15 protein-coding genes and 2 tRNA genes are annotated in these 15,789 nt (G+C 66.9%); 7 read left to right on the top strand and 10 right to left on the bottom strand.

Annotation, left to right across the window (positions count from 1 at the left end; genetic code table 11):
* The first annotated feature begins 17 nt into the window (after nt 1-17).
* Nucleotides 18-1,580, top strand: coding sequence for a CHASE domain-containing protein (locus ETX26_RS10775; RefSeq protein WP_225425741.1), 1,563 nt, complete (start codon nt 18-20; stop codon nt 1,578-1,580).
* Between the two features lie 134 nt (nt 1,581-1,714).
* Here the strand turns inward: ETX26_RS10775 and ETX26_RS10770 are convergent, their stop codons facing one another.
* From ETX26_RS10770 to ETX26_RS10760, 3 genes are all read right to left on the bottom strand, one after another.
* Nucleotides 1,715-2,509, bottom strand: coding sequence for a response regulator (locus tag ETX26_RS10770; protein WP_129524685.1), 795 nt, complete (start codon nt 2,507-2,509; stop codon nt 1,715-1,717).
* A 323-nt stretch (nt 2,510-2,832) separates the two neighbouring features.
* Nucleotides 2,833-3,264 (bottom strand): response regulator, encoded by a 432-nt coding sequence (locus tag ETX26_RS10765; RefSeq protein WP_129524684.1) that lies wholly within the window; start codon nt 3,262-3,264, stop codon nt 2,833-2,835.
* A 99-nt stretch (nt 3,265-3,363) separates the two neighbouring features.
* Nucleotides 3,364-4,527 (bottom strand): N-acetyltransferase, encoded by a 1,164-nt coding sequence (locus ETX26_RS10760; protein WP_129524683.1) that lies wholly within the window; start codon nt 4,525-4,527, stop codon nt 3,364-3,366.
* Between the two features lie 142 nt (nt 4,528-4,669).
* Between ETX26_RS10760 and ETX26_RS10755 the strand changes: the two genes are divergently transcribed.
* A complete protein-coding gene (locus ETX26_RS10755) occupies nt 4,670-5,758 on the top strand; it encodes a fatty acid desaturase family protein (RefSeq protein WP_129524682.1) in 1,089 nt (362 codons plus the stop codon).
* Nucleotides 5,759-5,839: 81 nt separating this feature from the next.
* Here the strand turns inward: ETX26_RS10755 and ETX26_RS10750 are convergent, their stop codons facing one another.
* The 6 genes from ETX26_RS10750 to ETX26_RS10725 all read right to left on the bottom strand — a co-directional run bounded on the left by ETX26_RS10750 (nt 5,840) and on the right by ETX26_RS10725 (nt 11,813).
* Nucleotides 5,840-6,121 (bottom strand): hypothetical protein, encoded by a 282-nt coding sequence (locus ETX26_RS10750; RefSeq protein WP_129524681.1) that lies wholly within the window; start codon nt 6,119-6,121, stop codon nt 5,840-5,842.
* A 66-nt stretch (nt 6,122-6,187) separates the two neighbouring features.
* Nucleotides 6,188-7,285, bottom strand: a complete 1,098-nt coding sequence (lptG, locus tag ETX26_RS10745) for an LPS export ABC transporter permease LptG (protein WP_129524680.1) — start codon at nt 7,283-7,285, stop codon at nt 6,188-6,190.
* A gap of 11 nt (nt 7,286-7,296) precedes the next feature.
* Nucleotides 7,297-8,520, bottom strand: coding sequence for an LPS export ABC transporter permease LptF (gene lptF, locus ETX26_RS10740; protein ID WP_129524679.1), 1,224 nt, complete (start codon nt 8,518-8,520; stop codon nt 7,297-7,299).
* Between the two features lie 83 nt (nt 8,521-8,603).
* On the bottom strand, nt 8,604-8,981 hold the full coding sequence (gene clpS / locus ETX26_RS10735; protein ID WP_225425740.1) for an ATP-dependent Clp protease adapter ClpS: 378 nt from the start codon (nt 8,979-8,981) through the stop codon (nt 8,604-8,606).
* A gap of 179 nt (nt 8,982-9,160) precedes the next feature.
* Nucleotides 9,161-9,829, bottom strand: a complete 669-nt coding sequence (locus tag ETX26_RS10730; RefSeq protein ID WP_129524678.1) for a phasin family protein — start codon at nt 9,827-9,829, stop codon at nt 9,161-9,163.
* Between the two features lie 139 nt (nt 9,830-9,968).
* The gene (locus ETX26_RS10725) at nt 9,969-11,813 is read right to left on the bottom strand and encodes a PHA/PHB synthase family protein (protein WP_129524677.1); all 1,845 of its coding nucleotides are present in this window, start codon (nt 11,811-11,813) and stop codon (nt 9,969-9,971) included.
* Between the two features lie 123 nt (nt 11,814-11,936).
* On the opposite strand from ETX26_RS10725, the gene ETX26_RS10720 reads away from it, so the two are divergent.
* From ETX26_RS10720 to ETX26_RS10710, 3 genes are all read left to right on the top strand, one after another.
* Nucleotides 11,937-13,142, top strand: coding sequence for an LL-diaminopimelate aminotransferase (locus tag ETX26_RS10720; protein WP_129524676.1), 1,206 nt, complete (start codon nt 11,937-11,939; stop codon nt 13,140-13,142).
* A gap of 127 nt (nt 13,143-13,269) precedes the next feature.
* On the top strand, nt 13,270-13,722 hold the full coding sequence (locus ETX26_RS10715; protein ID WP_129524675.1) for a winged helix-turn-helix domain-containing protein: 453 nt from the start codon (nt 13,270-13,272) through the stop codon (nt 13,720-13,722).
* A complete protein-coding gene (locus ETX26_RS10710; protein ID WP_129524674.1) occupies nt 13,679-14,485 on the top strand; it encodes a crotonase/enoyl-CoA hydratase family protein in 807 nt (268 codons plus the stop codon). The genes ETX26_RS10715 and ETX26_RS10710 overlap by 44 nt, the downstream gene beginning before the upstream one ends.
* A 171-nt stretch (nt 14,486-14,656) precedes the next feature.
* Here ETX26_RS10710 and ETX26_RS10705 read toward each other — a convergent pair whose 3' ends face one another.
* Nucleotides 14,657-15,433 carry a thioesterase family protein gene (locus ETX26_RS10705; protein WP_129524673.1) on the bottom strand — a complete coding sequence of 259 codons (777 nt, stop codon included), beginning with the start codon at nt 15,431-15,433 and terminating at the stop codon, nt 14,657-14,659.
* A gap of 136 nt (nt 15,434-15,569) precedes the next feature.
* Between ETX26_RS10705 and ETX26_RS10700 the strand changes: the two genes are divergently transcribed.
* Nucleotides 15,570-15,643: transfer RNA gene (locus tag ETX26_RS10700), tRNA-Cys, on the top strand.
* A gap of 60 nt (nt 15,644-15,703) precedes the next feature.
* Nucleotides 15,704-15,779 (top strand) — tRNA-Thr (locus tag ETX26_RS10695).
* Nucleotides 15,780-15,789: the final 10 nt, after the last annotated feature.

The raw sequence follows: 15,789 nt of genomic DNA, 5'->3' as shown, positions 1-15,789 counted from the left end.
CGATCACTGCGCTCAGCGTGTTTGCGATCGAGCGCGGCGAGACCGAGCGCGAGGCCGCGACGCTCAACGAACGCGCGCGCGCCATTGCGTCCGCGCTCGAGCGGCGCGGCAATGCGACCGCCGCCTATCTCCGCGCGGGTGCTGCGATGTTCGCGGCGGTCGACCGGGTGGACGAGAGCCTGTTCGACCGCTTCGTTTCCGAGCTGCAGCTGGACGTGGGCTATCGGGGGACCGAGGGGATCGGCTGGGCGCAGAGCCTCCGGCTCTTCGAGCTCGACCAGTTCCGCGGCGGCGCTGACGAAGAGGCGGCGGGCGCGGTCAGAATCTGGCCTGCGCCGACCGGCGTGACCGGGCGGGTCGTGCCCGTCACGTTCCTGCGCCCGGGGACCGAACGGAACCAGAGGGTGATCGGCTACGACATGTACTCCGATCCGGTGCGCCGGGAGGCCATGGAGCAAGCGGAGAAATCCGCACAACCTACCGCGAGCGGCAAGGTCGTCCTCGCTTATCGCGGCGAGGACGCGCCGGGCTTCATCGTCTACATGCCGGTATTCCGCGGCGAGGGGGTGGGGCGCCGCGTGCGCGGATTCATCTACAGCCCGTTCAGCGCGGCAGAGTTCCTCAACTCCGCACTCGAGCTTGCCAATGCCGGCGAGCGGGGCGTGCGCCTCTACGACGGCGAGGCGTCGCCGGACCGGCTGCTTGCGCAGATCGAGCCGGTGAGCGGTTCGGGCGTCGTCGTGCAGGAGCGCATCACCATCGCCAACCGGCCGATGGTGGTGGAGGTGGAATCGGTCGGTTCCTATTCGCTGTCGCCGCTCTCGATGCTCACCCTGCTGTTCGGACTGCTGGTGGCCAGTCTGCTGCTCGTGGTCGCCCGGCTGGTGACTCAGCAGGCGCGCGAAGACCAGCTCAAGCTCGAATGGCTCGAGGAACAGGATTCTATCCGCAACTCGCTCACCCGCGAACTCAACCACCGGGTCAAGAACACGCTTGCCAACGTGCTGTCGATCGTCGCGCTCACGCGGCGGCGGTCGGAGACGCTGGACGAGTTTGCCGACGGGCTCGACGGGCGTATCCGTGCGATCTCGGCCACGCACGACCTGCTCACCCAATCGGAGTGGGGGACCACGCCGGTGCGCGCCGTCGTGGCGGCCGAGCTGGCGCCGCACGTCAGCGATTCGGGGCAGGATTTCGTCATCGCCGGCCCGGCAGTCGAGCTCGCGCCCAACGACGCGCTTACGCTCGGTCTCGCAATCCACGAACTGGCAACCAACGCCTCGAAGTACGGGGCTTTGAGCGTGCCCGACGGGCGCGTGTCGGTGACCTGGGAGCTCGAAGGCAAGGACATCGTGCGGATGGAATGGATCGAAACAGGGGGGCCAAGGTTGGCTGGCCGTCCCCAGGGGCGGGGTTTCGGTCTGGATCTGATCGAGAAGATCGTCGCGCACGAGCTCAACGAGAAGGTCGAGCTCGACTTTCCGCCGGAAGGAGTGCGCTGCACCCTGCGCATCCCGGTGCGCCGGCCGAGCGAATTTGCAATCCGTGCGGCGCGGCGGCGGGGCGTGGTGGAAAGCTGACGCTAAGCGGGACCCAGGCGGCCCGCGCCCTTCCGCCGATCATCATCCCGGCTTTCGCCAGGTGACCGGAAACCCGGAAAAATGTTCGGAGATTGCAGGGCGTCCGGTCGGCCGGACGCCCGCAATCGGTGCGATCAGGTGATGGGGCGGCTCGAATTGAAGAACAGCGCCTGGCTGATCGCGGTCCGCACGGTCGCTTCCTTGAACGGCTTGGTCACCAGATAAGTCGGTTCGGGCCGGTCCCCTGTCAGCAGCCGTTCGGGATAGGCGGTGATGAAGATCACCGGAACGCTGTCGAGCGCAAGGATGTCGTCGACCGCATCGAGGCCGGACGAACCGTCCGCAAGCTGGATGTCGGCGAGCACCAGCCCCGGCGTGCGCTCGGCGACCACTTCCTGCGCCTGGGTGCGCGTTGCCGCGGTTCCGCAGATCTCGTGGCCGAGCGAGGTGACAAGATCCTCGAGCTGCATCGAGATGAGCGGCTCGTCCTCGATAATCAGCACGCTCGTGGCGGATTCGCGGTCGATCTCGTCGACCGCTTCCTGGACGAGCTTCTGCACGGAGTCGCTGTCGAGGTCCATGATCTGGGCTGCCTGGTCGATGCTGAAGTCCTCCAGTGTCGTCAGCAGCAACGCCTGGCGGTTGAGCGGCGTGATCGCGCTGAGCCGGTCGTGTGCCGCGGCCTCGTGAGCGCCCGCCTCGGCATCGGCTTCGGCGACTTCCATGTGCGCGCTCGACCAGATCTTGTTGAAGGCGCGATAGAGCGGCACCCGCCCCTCGGCGAGCGACGCCTTGAGATCCTCGTCCGCAAGCGCGGCTTCGAGCGTCTGGCGCACGAAAGCGTCTCCGGTCGATTGCGATCCCGTCAACGCGCGGGCGTAACGGCGCAGGTAAGGCAGATTGTTGGCGACTTGCTCTCCAAGCGGCATGAATTCCCTTCCCTAGATAGGCGTCGCTAGAACGCACGCCTTCCGGCATGGTTCCGATGGGCGCACTCCGTGGACGACAAGCGGTTGTTGCGCAACCAAATATGGCGGACGCGCGATGGGCGAGGAAGGTCTGCGAAATTTTTTCGGCCCCCCGGGGAACCGGATTTCCGGACGAACATTATCCCAGTGTCACCGCCGAGACCCCCCCTCCCGTCCAAGCGGCTGGTGATACGATCCCGAAGGGCCCCCGCTCTCAAGCAGAGCGGGGGCCTTTTTTCTTGCCCGTGCCGCGGGCGCGCAGCCGGCGCCGCGGTGCCGGCCGGCTAGCCGGCGGTGCGGCGGAGGCGGGAGAGAAAGCCGCGGGGGCGCCGCGTGCCCACCGCCCGCACGAGATCGGCAGGCGCGTAGGGCTTGGTCAGGACCGGCCCAAGCTCGGCGATCTCGGTCGGGATGCGTTCGGGGGCGCCGGTGGAGAAGACGATCCGCGGCCGATCCGGGCCGAGGCCGTCAACCAGCTCGGCAAGCGCCCATCCGTCGTCGCGGTCGGCTAGCTGGATGTCGAGCACGATGACCGCGGGCCTGGCCCTGCGCAGGGCTGCGAGCGCTTCCTCGGTGGTGTGGCATATCTCGATACGCGATGCTCCCGCGTCGATCAGCGTCGCTTCCATGCTGAGCGCCAGCACGGCATCGTCCTCGACTATCAGGATGTGGCCCAGTCGGCGCAGCGACCGCCGGGCATCGGCTGTCTGATCCATTTCCAATCCATTCCGCGGGGCGATCTGCGCCCGTTCTCAACGGCAGCGGGGACAGCGGGGTTCCCGCCCCGCGTCCTGCCGCCAGAATTCGGCCGAAGTCTACAGCGCCTTGCTATAGATCGCGTATTCGCGGTTGATCGTGCTCTCGATCGTGTCGGCGATCGCGATCATTCCCTGATTGTCGTCGAGGATCCAGCCGATCTCGCCGCGAGTGGTCCCGTTCACGCGGGTGGTGTCCTCGCGGATATCGCTGATCATCATGAAGGCGAGCTGGCTGGCGAGCCGGGAATTGTGGAACTCCTTCAGTACGCCCATCAGCGGCACGCGCGCGGTTCTTGCCCGCGGCTTGCGCAGCCAGCGCAGCATGGTGATCCAGCCGAAGGGGAACAGCTTGCCGCCGATCCGCGCCAGCGGCTCGTTCACGTCGGGCAAGGCGAGCATGAAGGCGACCGGCTTGCCGTCGAGCTCGGCGATGCGGGTCAGTTCCTCGCGCACGAGCGGCTTCAGCTTCTTGGCGCCGTACTCGATCTCGCGCTCGGTGAACGGTACGAAACCCCAGTTGTTCGACCAGGCATCGTTGAGGATATGCAGCACGGTGCGCACGTCCTGCGTATAGTTCGCGTGGTCGACGGGGCGAATCCGGATGCGCGGATTGCGCCGGCCCGACTGGACGATGCGCCGCACCAGCGGAGGGAAGTCCTCGCTGACGTCGAGTTCGTAGGTGAACAGCCGCTTGGCGACCTCGTAGCCGGCGCCCTCGATATAACCCTGATAGCGTGCCGGATGGTGGCCCATCAGGACTGTCGGCGCATGGTCGTGCCCGGCGACGAGCAGTCCCGGCTCTTCCCACATCGACAGAGAGATCGGGCCGAGCACGCGGGTCATGCCGCGCGTGCGCAGCCAGTCCTCCGCTGCCGCCAGCAGCGCCTCCGCCGCCGGCCGATCCTCCGCGTCGAAGTAGCCGAAGATGCCGGTGCCCGGGCCGAACCCCTGTTCCGGCCGCATCTCCAGCATGATCCGGTCTATGCAGGCCGCGATCCTGCCGACCGGCTTGCCGCCGCGCCGTGCGATGAAGAGCTCGGCCTCTGCGTGCTCGAACAGCGGATTGCGCCCGGGATCGAGCAGCTCGAGCTGTTCGGAGCGCAGCTGCGGGACCGAGTTCGGCGTCTCGTCCGCGAATCGGCGGCCGACATCGACGAAGGCCGCGCGCCCCGCCTTGGTCTTGCCGTCAACGGGTTCGATCACTATTTCGGCGTCGGTCACGGGGTATCCTGTTCAGCTTGGGTTAGCCCTGTGTTTGCTTGTTGCAGATTGTCAAGCGACAGCGCCAATGGCTCCGCCACGGGACGTGAATGTTCCGCAAGGCGGTTTTTTGCTGTAGGGCGCGGTTTCCGGGAACATGGCCATGAACATGCATCAGAGCATAGATTCCGCTGCCCTCGCACGCGCGACAGCGACAGTGCCGCCGAAGCAGGCGATCGCGGACGACAAGGCCATGCTGCGCGCCGCGCGCGACCTGACCAAGGATCTGATCGTCGCCAAGCCGGCGATCTACTGGACCGACATGCTGCTCTCGGCAGGCCTCGGCTATGCCGCGCTCGCCGGGGCGATCCTTGTCGGCAGCATGCCGCTAGCCGTGGTCCTGGGCGTTGTTGCAGCGCTCTCGCTCTATCGCGCGCTGCTGTTCATTCACGAGCTGTCGCACATCCACCGCGACGCGCTGCCGGGTTTCCGGCTGGCGTGGAACCTGCTCGTCGGCATTCCGATGCTCACGCCCTCGTTCATGTACGAAGGCGTGCACACGCTGCACCACGCGCGCACGCGCTACGGCACGGCGGATGATCCAGAGTACCTGCCGCTGGCGCTGATGAAGCCGTGGTCGCTGCCGCTGTTCGTGCTCATCGCGCTGCTCCTGCCGTTCGCGCTCCTGTTCCGGTTCGCGGTGCTGGTGCCGCTCGGCGCGGTGATCCCGCCGATCCGCACGATCGTGTGGCAGCGCTTCTCCTCGCTTTCGATCAATCCGCAGTTCCGTCGCCGCCCACCCGAGGGCGAGCTGCGCCCGCGCGTGTTCTGGCAGGAGTTGGGCGGCAGCGTCTGGGCCCTGGCCCTGCTCGGCAGCACGTTCCTGATCGGCTGGCAGCCGCTGCTGATCGCGCTCGCGGTGTTCTCGGCCGCGGCGGTGCTCAACCAGCTGCGCACGCTGGTGGCGCACTTGTGGGAGAACGACGGTGAACCGATGACGGTGACCGCGCAGTTCCTCGATTCGGTGAACGTGCCGCCCCCGGGCCGGATCGCGGAGATCTGGGCACCGGTCGGCCTGCGCTATCACGCGCTGCACCACCTGTTGCCGAGCATGCCCTACCACTCGCTGGGCGAGGCGCACCGGCGGCTCGCGGCACATCTCGGCACCGGTTCCACCTATGAGGGGGCCAATCACCCGGGCATGATCCCGCTGGTCCTGCGCATCGCACGCAGCACGATGCGCCCGCGCTGACCGCCGCCATCGCGCCAGCAAAACGCAAGAAAGGGCCGCTTCCCGGGAAGCGGCCCTTCGCGTTTTCTGCTCTGCCGGAGTCTATTCGTTCTCGACCGTCAGCGACGGATCACGGTCGACGTCGGCCTGCACGCGCGTATCATCGTCGCCGACATCGGCCTCGATGCCATCCTCGGTTACCGTGACACGATCGCCGTCCGTGGCGGTGGAATCGCCTTCGGTCACGACGGTGGTTTCCTCAGGCACCGGAACCACGGTCTCCTCGACAACGGTTTCGGTTTCGGTGGGTTCGGGCGCATTCGCTTCGCTGCAGGCGCCGAGCGCAATCGCGGCGACGAGGGCGGGAACGGCGGCGATCTTCATGCCAGGTCTCCTTTGTGACGACATTGTGGCATAGACTCCTGACCCGACGGGCGGTTCCCCGGAGCGTTACTCCTCGGTGCGGATCAGCACCGTCTCTCCGATCAGCAGGAATAGGAAGAACGGCGCCCAAGCGGCAAGAAACGGGGGGTAGCCGCCGAAGCTGCCCATCGCGAGCGCGGCGTTGTCGATCACGAAATAGGCGAAGCCAAGCGCCATGGCGATGATCGCGCGCAGGAAGAGCTGCCCCGAACGGGCGAGGCCGAACGCCGCGATCGCGCCCAGTAGCGGCATGAGGAAGGCCGACAGCGGCCCCGAGAGCTTGTGCCACCAGGTCGCGCGCAACTCGTCGGTCCGGCGGCCCGCTTCCTCGTAGGCGGCGATCGAGCGGAACAGCTCGACGAAGTCCTGCGTATCCGCATCGACGCTCTCGAGCTCGATCTGCTCCGGCGTGAGGCCTTCGGCAACCACCAGGTCAGGCAAGCGAGTGGTATCGGCACTCGCAACGCCGAAGCGGGTGGCGTTCTCGAGGCGCCATCCCGGATTCGCATAGGCCGCGGTGTCGGCACGGACCTGCTCGACCAGCATTCCACCGTCGCTGCGACGATACCAGGTCACGCCGCGCATCGTGATATCCTCCCCCCGGCCGGCAAGCGATGCGGCGGTGAGAATGTCGTTGCCGTCGGTCAGGTACACATTGGCTCGAACGCCCGAGTCCTGCGGTATGGGGCCGAAATCGTTGGCTTCCCACGCCTTGAGCGTGGCGGTCGTGCGGGTGACCACGGTCTCGTTGAAGACGAAGCTGATCGCCGACACGGCCGCCGCGGTGAGCAGCAGCGGCGCGAGCACCTGGTGTGCGGAAAGGCCGGCGGCCTTCATCGCGATCACCTCGCTGTTCTGGTTGAGCGTCACCAGCGCGATGATCGTCGCCAGCAGCACCGAATAGGGCAGGAAACGGGCGACCAGTTGCGGCACGCGAAGCGTGACATAGGTCCACAGCTCCCCCTGGCCGTTGCCGGGGGCGGCCAGGATCTCGCCGCTGGTGCTGAGGAGATCCAGCATCATCAGCACGAGCACGAGGATCGCGAGCATCGCCACGATGCGCACCGCGAACATCTTCGCGAGGTAGAGCGTCAGCGTGCGCGAGGGAAAGAAATCGAACTGCATCGGTTGCGGCACTACTCGGCAGGAACGAGTTCGGGAGCCCGCTGTCGGCGCCGGCCGAACAGCTTCCGGATGCGCTTGGCGACCTTGTCGAACGCGCTCTCGAGCGCGCCGATCGGCTGTCCGCCGGGCACGAAGGCGACTTTGTAGTACATCCACAGGATCAGTGCGGCGAACAGCACGAAGGGCACCCACAGGGCGAGCACAGGATCGAAGCGGCCGAGCGCGGCAATGTCCTCCCCGTACTGGTTCACCTTGTGATAGGCGACGACCATCACGACCGAGAGGAACACGCCCAGGGCGCTGGTAGATCGTTTGGGCGGGATGGCCAGCGCGACTGCCAGCAGCGGCATCAGCGCCATCATCACGACTTCGACCATTCGGAAGTTGAAGCTCGCCTGGCTCGCGTCGCGCTTGGCCTCTTCCGTGGTTTCGCTCCAGCCGATCCTCAACAGCTCGGGCAGGATGTATTCGCGCTCGGCATCGCCGCGCTCGCGGAATGCCTCGACTTGCGGCAGGTCGATCGGCAGGTCGTGGCGGGTGAAGCTGAGCACGCGCGGGGTATTGCTGCCGGTGTCCTGCACGATCGTGCCGTCGGTCAGCCGCAGGATGATCGTGTCGGGGCTGTCGGTCGTGGCGAGGAAGGCGCCCTCGCGCGCGGAGATCGAGAGCACCTGGCCCTTGTCGTTTGCGACGCGGGCGAAAATGCCCTGGAGCCGTCGTCCCTGGTCCTCGCTGGCTTCAATCCGGAGGGCCATCCGGTCGGCGAGCGTGGTGAACTCCCCGACCTTGATCGATGCGCCGAGCGCGCCCGAACGCAGCTCGTACTCGAGCTGCTCGTAGTAGTAGCGGCTGACCGGCTGGACGTAGAACACCAGCGCGAGGTTCACCGCCATCAGCACTGCCGTGATGATGTAGGGCACGCGCAGCAAGCGGCCGTAGCTCAGGCCCACGGCGCGCATCACGTCGAGCTCGCTCGATGTGGCGAGCTTGCGGAAGGCGAGCAGGATGCCGAGCAGCAGGCCGAGCGGAATGGCGAGGCTGGCGTATTCGGGGATCAGCGCACCGAGCATCTTGAACACGACGTCGACCGGGCCGCCTTCGACCGCGACGAAATCGAACAGCCGCAGCATCTTGTCGAGCAGCAGCAGCGAGGCCGCGATCGCGAACACGCCCAGCATCGGCAGGATCACCAGCCGGAAGATGTAGCGGTCGAGAGAGGGGATGAAGTTGAACACGGGTCCCGAACGGCAGCTAGGTTTCGAGCGCTCTAGCGCGAATTCGCGGCCCGGTCATGCCTCTGATGCGCCGAATGCGACGGTCAGGCCTTCTCCAGCGTGCATTGCAGCGGATGCTGGTTCTGGCGGGCGAAGTCCATCACCTGGTTCACCTTGGTCTCGGCGACCTCGTAAGGGAAGATGCCGCACACGCCGACGCCGCGCTGGTGGACGTGCAGCATCACCCGCGTCGCCTGCTCCAGATCCATCCGGAAGAAGCGCTTGAGCACCATGACGACGAACTCCATCGGGGTATAGTCGTCGTTCAGCATCAGCACCTTGTATTGGCTCGGCTTCTTCGGCTTGGCCTTGGTCTTGGTGGCGATGCCGAGCTGGCCGTCGCCCGCGCGGTCCGAATCATCGTCGCCCGCACAGCGCGGGCGCAAGTCGAGAACGGGGTCGGTGGAGCGGGGGGTCGTCATGCGTCGGCAATATCGTATGGCAGGGGCGCATTCGCAAGATGGCGCGCGGCGATTGCACGCCGGTTAACGGTGCGGCGAAACGAAAAAGGAGCCGGCCAGCGCGTTGCTGACCGGCTCCCATATCAAGGCTCCGACGTGTAGGGAGAGGAGGTGCCGGAGCCTCGTGAACTTTGCGGGGCTCAGGCGGCCTTGCGCGCCTTGTCCATCGCCAGGCTCACGCGGCTCGAAAGCGGCGCGGCGACGTCGTTGGCGAGCTTGACCCAAGCCTCGGTCGCCTTCGAAAGCTGCGCGACGGCGGCGTCGAAGTTGCGGCTGGCGATCTTGCCCTGGAGCTGGACGAGCTCGGTCGGCGACTTCACCGCGGCGATTTCGCGGGCGTCGGCGGTCAGGGTCTCGACCGCGGCCTTGCTCTCTTCGGCGGCGGTCTTCGTCAGGTCCTGCAGCGCGGCGGAGAAGATCCGGCCGGATTCGACGAAGGCGTCGAAGTTGCCCTTCGTCAGTTCGCGCATCTCGGCGGCGTATTCGGCGCCCTGCTCGTAGGCGCTCTTGGCGCGAGCCTGAAGCTCGGCGAGGCCTTCGGTCATCTGCGCGGTGTAGTCGGTGGTCTTGGTCATGGCGGGTTCCTTGGAAATGGGTTTGCTGGCGGTTTTCGCCGCAGGCTTGCGAGCGGGCGCAGCCTTCTTCGCGGCGGCTTTGGTCGTGGTCTTCTTCTTGGGCGCCGCCTTGGCTGCGGGCGCTGCCGCGGCAGGGGCCGCCTCATCAGTCTTCACCTCGGCCTTTGCGGCAGAGGCTTCGGCATAGGCCTTCTCGGCCGCCGCATCGGTCTTCGCTTCGGGCTGGGTAGCCATTGCGGTCATCCTGTGCCTGCGGGCGCAATGCCCTTCATGTTGCAGTGCACAAAATAGCTACTGCAAGCGCGAAGTCAAGACGATTTTGTGCAGCGCACAATGACCTGCCGCGTCTCGGCGGGCGGTAGAGGAGCGACCCTCACCGTGTCTTGACGTAGCGCCCCGGCGCATCCTCGATCACCCGGTCGCCTTTGCCGCCGGGCTTGCGCTTGCCTTTCGCCGGCACACGCGCCGGGTCGTGCGCCTCGAGCCAGGCCAGCCAGTGCGGCCACCAGCTTCCCGCATGCTCGCTCGCGCCTTCGATGAATTCCTCCAGCGAGCCGGCCGCGCTGTCGCCCGTCCAGTGCTGGTACTTGTTCGCCGCGGGCGGGTTGACCACGCCGGCGATATGGCCCGACCCTGCAAGGACGAATGTGGTGTCGCCGCGGAAGTGGCGGGTCGCCCGCCAGACGCTTTCGGCAGGGGCGATATGGTCCTCGCGCCCCGCCTGGATATAGGCCGGGGTTTGGATTCGCGTGAGATCGACCGGCGTTCCGTCCGCGACGAGTGCATTGGGCACGACCAGCTTGTTGTCGCGGTAGAGATCGCGCAGGTAGGCGACGTGCCAGGCGGCGGGCAGGTTGGTGACGTCGCCGTTCCAGTGGAGCAGGTCGAACGCCGGATAGTCCTCCCCCAGCAGGTAGTTGCTGACGACGTAGTTCCAGATCAGGTCGCGGCTCCGCAGCGCGTTGAAGGTCGCGGCGAGATAGCGCCCGTCGAGATAGCCCTCCGGCGCGAGCTTGCCGATCATCTCGATCTGCCGGTCGCCGACGAAGTTGAGCAGCTCGCCCGCCTTCTCGAAATCGACCTGCGCGGTGAAGAACGTCGCGCTCCGGACTTTCTCAGCCTCTCCGCGCCGGGCGAGCACTGCCAGCGTCGCGGCAAGCGTCGTGCCGGCGACGCAGTAGCCGATCGTGTGTACCGCCGGCACGTCCAGCCGGGCGCGCACATGGTCGATCGCGTCGACCTGCGCGCGGACATAGTCGTCCCAGGTGACGTCCTTCATGCTCGCGTCGGCCGATTTCCAGCTCACCACGAAAACGCTGAGGCCCTGGTCGACCGCCCACTTGATGAAGCTCTTCTTCGGCGTGAGGTCGAGGATGTAGAAGCGGTTGATCCACGGCGGGAAGATCACCAGCGGCACGGCGAGGACCTGCTCGGTCGAGGGGCTGTACTGGATGAGCTGGTAGAGCGGCGTCTCGTACACGACCTTGCCGGGCGTAGTGGCGATGTTCTCCCCCAGCGCGAAGGCGCCCGAATCGGTGTGGGTGAGCTGGCCGCGCCTGAGGTCGTCGATCAGGTGGCGCATACCCCTGACGAGGTTCTGCCCGCCGGTTTCGATCGTGCGCCGGAGAACCACGGGATTGGTCGCAAGGAAATTGTCGGGGCTCATCGCCTCGAGCAGCGTGCGGGTCGCGAACTCGAGCTGCGCGCGCTGCTCGTCGGGCACGCCCCGGACGCTCTTCGCAGAATGAACCACATAGTCGGCGAGCATGAGATAAGTCTGGTGAAGCAGCAGATAGGCCGGATGCTCCTGCCATGCGGGATCCGCGAAGCGCCGGTCCTTCCGCGGCAGATCGGGTTCCGCGCTCTCGCCATCGGGAGCGGCGCCGAGCATCGCCTGGGCCACGCCCTGCCAGACCTGCAATCCTTCGGTCACGAGCTTCTGCGCGGCGGCCGGATCGGGCGCCGGAGCGGCATTCGCCCATCCCTGGGCCAGCAGCGCCCACTGCGCGGGATCGAAGGGATTCGCCGGGTCCGGACCTTTCGCGAGCCGTTCTTCGGTAAAGTCGAGCCACATCGCGCGCAATTGCTCGGCCGTCTCGGCCCATTGCTCGATCGCGCCCGGCTGCTGCGCCTCTGGCACGAACCGGCCGAACATCTCGCGCATCATCTCGCCCTGCATGTCGAAGAAGGCGGCGAAAGGGTCCTGCCGATCGGCCATCGATGCACTCCTGAAGGTCGGCCTCGGCCGGTGATAGCGAAAAGCGCTTTCCACCGCGACCGCTATTCCGTTAGGTTTGCGCAGCGCGAGGGGTCTCGCGTTCCGCCAACAGAGACGAGGTCGATGCACACCGATTTCTACCGCATGAAGCGCCTGCCGCCCTATGTGATCGCCGAAGTCAACGCGATGCGGCACGAAGCGCGGCGAGCGGGGCGCGACATCATCGATCTCGGCATGGGCAATCCCGACCAGCCGCCGCCGCAGCATGTGGTCGACAAGCTGTGCGAAGTCGCGGCCAAGCCCGACGCGCACGGCTATTCGCAGTCGAAGGGCATTCCCGGGCTGCGCCGGGCGCAGGCGAATTACTACGGGCGCCGGTTCGGGGTCGATCTCGATCCCGAAACCGAAGTGGTGGTGACGATGGGATCGAAAGAGGGGCTGGCCAGCCTCGCCACCGCCATCACCGCGCCGGGCGACGTGGTGCTCGCGCCCAACCCGAGCTACCCGATCCACACCTTCGGCTTCATCATCGCCGGGGCGACGATCCGCAGCGTGCCGACCACGCCGGACGAAAACTATTTCCGCAGCCTCGAGAAGGCGATGCACTTCACCGTGCCGCGCCCGAGTGTGCTGGTGGTCAACTATCCCTCCAACCCGACCGCCGAAGTGGTCGATCTGGCGTTCTACGAGCGGCTGGTCGCCTGGGCCAGGGAGAACAAGGTCTGGATTTTGTCCGACCTCGCCTATTCGGAACTCTATTTCGACGGCAATCCGACGCCCTCGATCATGCAGGTCAAGGGCGCGAAGGACGTCGCGGTCGAGTTCACCTCGATGTCGAAGACCTATTCGATGGCCGGCTGGCGCATGGGTTTCGCGGTCGGCAACCGTCACCTCATCGCCGCGATGTCGCGGGTGAAGTCGTACCTCGATTACGGCGCGTTCACGCCGATTCAGGCCGCGGCCTGCGCCGCGCTCAACGGCCCGCAGGACATCGTGGAGACCAACCGCCAACTCTATCACAAGCGGCGCGACGTGATGGTCGAGGCGTTCGGCCGCGCCGGCTGGGACATTCCGCCGCCCCCTGCCTCGATGTTCGCCTGGGCCCCGCTGCCGCCGGCGCTCAAGGAGATGGGCAGCCTCGAATTCTCCAAGCAGTTGCTGATCCATGCCGACGTCGCGGTGGCGCCGGGCGTCGGCTACGGCGAGGAGGGCGAAGGCTACGTTCGCATCGCCATGGTCGAGAACGAGCAGCGCCTGCGCCAGGCGGCGCGGAACGTGAAGCGCTACTTCGCCTCGCTCGGCCTCAACACGATTGCCGGCACCGGCTGAGATTTCGCAAGGCGAAACCGCCGGATTGGACCGACCGTCAGTTGACGGCCCGAGCAGCCGTTTCCTAGTTTCCTCCCGAAAAACAACGGGTCGGGGGATTCATGGGTAACGCGAAGGTGGCCGGGCCATGACGTGGCCGGCGCAGGGCGCAGAGCGGTTGTCGCTGCCGCGCCTCTTCAGGGCCGGACCGGTCATGCTGGATCTGTTCCACCGCGACGGGCTGGCGCGCGGGCGCTGGCTGCGGCTCCATCCGCGTGAGTTCGAGGTGCTCTGGCACCTCGCCGAATGCGCGCCCGAACCTGTTTCGCAGGATCGCCTGCTGCGCGACGTCTGGCGGCTGGACTTCGATCCGGAGACGAATCGGGTCGCGGTGGCGATCTGCCGGATACGCGCCAAGATGCGCGCCGTCGGCCTCCGCGGGCTGATCGCGACGATCCCCGCGCGCGGCTATCTCCTGCGCCCGGGCGCGGAAGCGCTGGACAGCCTCTCGCGCTTGGGCAACGATGCCGCCATTCAATCGGCGGCAGGTGAGATCAATGGGGTTTCGGGAAAACGATCGGATTTCGATCGAGTTGGATAGCGACGGCGTGGCGCAGGTCCGCCTGACGCGGCCCGACAAGATGAACGCGCTCGATCCCGAGATGTTCGCCCGCCTGATCGAAGCCGGGCAGGCGCTACACGAGATGAAGGGGCTGCGCGTCGTCGTCCTCTCGGGCGAAGGACGCGCCTTCTGCGCCGGGCTCGACCTGTCGAACTTCGCCAAGGGGCCGGATCCCGACGCGCCGCGGATCACCGACCGCACGCATGGCAATGCCAACCTGTTCCAGCAGGTCGCCATGCAGTGGCGCAAGCTGCCGGTGCCGGTGATCGCGGCGGTCCACGGGGTCTGCTTCGGCGGCGGCCTGCAGATCGCCAGCGGGGCCGACATCCGTGTCGCCGCACCCGACACGCGCATGGCGGTGATGGAGATGAAGTGGGGGCTCGTCCCCGACATGGGCGGCTATGCGCTCTGGCGCGGCCTCGTGCGCGACGACGTGCTGCGCGAGCTCGTCTACACCAACCGCGAATTCACCGGGGAGGACGCGCTCGCCCTCGGCTTCGCCACCCACGTCGATCCCAACCCGCTCGCCCGCGCCACCGCGATCGCCGCGGAAATCGCCAACCGCAATCCCCACGCGATCCGCGCCGCCAAGCGGCTCGCCGCCGCCATGGTCGAACGCACGACCGACGAGATCCTGCTCGAAGAGAGCATGGAGCAGCACAAGATCATGCGCACGCCCAACCAGGTCGAAGCGGTGATGGCCGGAATGGAAAAGCGTCCGCCGAACTTCACCGACGTTTGACGAAGCCGCCTCGATCCTCCCCATTTTGCGAAGCCAAATGGGGAGGGGGACCGCGAGACGCGACGCGGCTCGTGGTGGAGGGGTTATGCCTGACGATACCCCTCCGTCAGCCGCCTGCGGCGTCGGCCACCTCCCCATTTGTGCTGACGCAAAAATGGGGAGGATTGGGAGCTAGCCAAAAATAGCCGCCGCCTGCATTCCTTCGAGCATCTGCCGTCCGTCGGCATTCCACAGCCGCAGCCGCTCCGACGAATAGCCGTGGTCGGCGTGCTGGCTGGCATTCTCCGACAGCCACCAGCCGTCGCGCGTCACGGGCGCGGCATCCAGCACGTTGAACGACCAGTTGATCGAGCTGACCGGCCCCTGCCGCTGCATCGCGCGCATGGCGCCGGGCGGCAGGACATCGCCCATCAGGATCAGCTCGGATATGTGATTGAGCACTCCCTGCTCGGTCAGCCGCGCCCAGCGCCGCACGACTGGTGCACCGGGGCCGCGCTCGTCCTGCGCGCGGCGGAGATCGAAGTTGCGGATGAAGGCCGGGCCCTTGTCGGTCATCACCGGCTCGGCGTCCTCGGGCGCGCCGGGCCAGTCGTTGGGCTCGGCCGCGGGGTGGACGGCGTTCGGCTCGCGCGCGGTGCCGAACAGCCAGAACGCGGTGAGGGCGCAGGCCCCCTCGCACCAGATCTCGCTGCGCACCTGCGCGACGTTGCGGCCCTGCCGCACGATCTCGCGCTTCAGCTCGATCTCCCCGCCGACCGGGGCGACGAAGGCGACCTGTGCCGCGCGCAGCGGCGGCAGGTCGGGGAAGGCGCGGACGGCGGCGGTATAGGCGACCAGCGCCGACGCCCCGCCGTAGAGCGTGCGCCCCTGCATCCAGGCGTCCGCGCGGGAGAGGTTGGCGGGGCCGCCGGCGGCGGTGACGGGATCGATCAGGCTGGCAATGCTCATGCCGGCAAGCATTTACGGCTTCGCCGGGCGCGGTCCAGACTGACGTTACGGAAGGCAGATCACCTAACCGATTGCCTTGGCGCGGCCGACTCGCTAGGGGGCCGCTTCCGTCCGCATCGGCGATGCGGAAGGGCGAGGCCCGATGGCGGAGTGGTTACGCAGAGGACTGCAAATCCTTGCACGCCGGTTCGATTCCGGCTCGGGCCTCCACTCTTCGCGAAGCAAGGCATTGCGGCCCGCCCGCCGTGCCGATAAAGGCCCGCGATCAGTGCCGCTTTAGCTCAGTTGGTAGAGCACATCATTCGTAATGATGGGGTCACGTGTTCGAGTCACGTAAGCGGCACCATTTCCGACAC

The sequence above is a fragment of the Pelagerythrobacter rhizovicinus genome, from assembly GCF_004135625.1.
Taxonomy (GTDB): Bacteria; Pseudomonadota; Alphaproteobacteria; order Sphingomonadales; family Sphingomonadaceae; genus Pelagerythrobacter; species Pelagerythrobacter rhizovicinus.
The sequence above is the reverse complement of the archived record's forward strand: the minus strand, read 5'-3'. Positions and strand labels throughout refer to the sequence as shown.

Excerpts from the sequence above, each read along its gene's own strand:
- ETX26_RS10710 (WP_129524674.1), top strand. The coding sequence starts at position 13,679 with ATGGGGTTTCGGGAAAACGATCGGATTTCGATCGAGTTGGATAGCGAC.
- ETX26_RS10770 (WP_129524685.1), bottom strand. The coding sequence starts at position 2,509 with ATGCCGCTTGGAGAGCAAGTCGCCAACAATCTGCCTTACCTGCGCCGT.
- ETX26_RS10750 (WP_129524681.1), bottom strand. The coding sequence starts at position 6,121 with ATGAAGATCGCCGCCGTTCCCGCCCTCGTCGCCGCGATTGCGCTCGGC.
- ETX26_RS10730 (WP_129524678.1), bottom strand. The coding sequence starts at position 9,829 with ATGGCTACCCAGCCCGAAGCGAAGACCGATGCGGCGGCCGAGAAGGCC.
- ETX26_RS10755 (WP_129524682.1), top strand. The coding sequence starts at position 4,670 with ATGAACATGCATCAGAGCATAGATTCCGCTGCCCTCGCACGCGCGACA.
- lptG (WP_129524680.1), bottom strand. The coding sequence starts at position 7,285 with ATGCAGTTCGATTTCTTTCCCTCGCGCACGCTGACGCTCTACCTCGCG.
- ETX26_RS10765 (WP_129524684.1), bottom strand. The coding sequence starts at position 3,264 with ATGGATCAGACAGCCGATGCCCGGCGGTCGCTGCGCCGACTGGGCCAC.
- ETX26_RS10720 (WP_129524676.1), top strand. The coding sequence starts at position 11,937 with ATGCACACCGATTTCTACCGCATGAAGCGCCTGCCGCCCTATGTGATC.
- ETX26_RS10725 (WP_129524677.1), bottom strand. The coding sequence starts at position 11,813 with ATGGCCGATCGGCAGGACCCTTTCGCCGCCTTCTTCGACATGCAGGGC.
- clpS (WP_225425740.1), bottom strand. The coding sequence starts at position 8,981 with ATGACGACCCCCCGCTCCACCGACCCCGTTCTCGACTTGCGCCCGCGC.
- ETX26_RS10715 (WP_129524675.1), top strand. The coding sequence starts at position 13,270 with ATGACGTGGCCGGCGCAGGGCGCAGAGCGGTTGTCGCTGCCGCGCCTC.
- ETX26_RS10705 (WP_129524673.1), bottom strand. The coding sequence starts at position 15,433 with ATGAGCATTGCCAGCCTGATCGATCCCGTCACCGCCGCCGGCGGCCCC.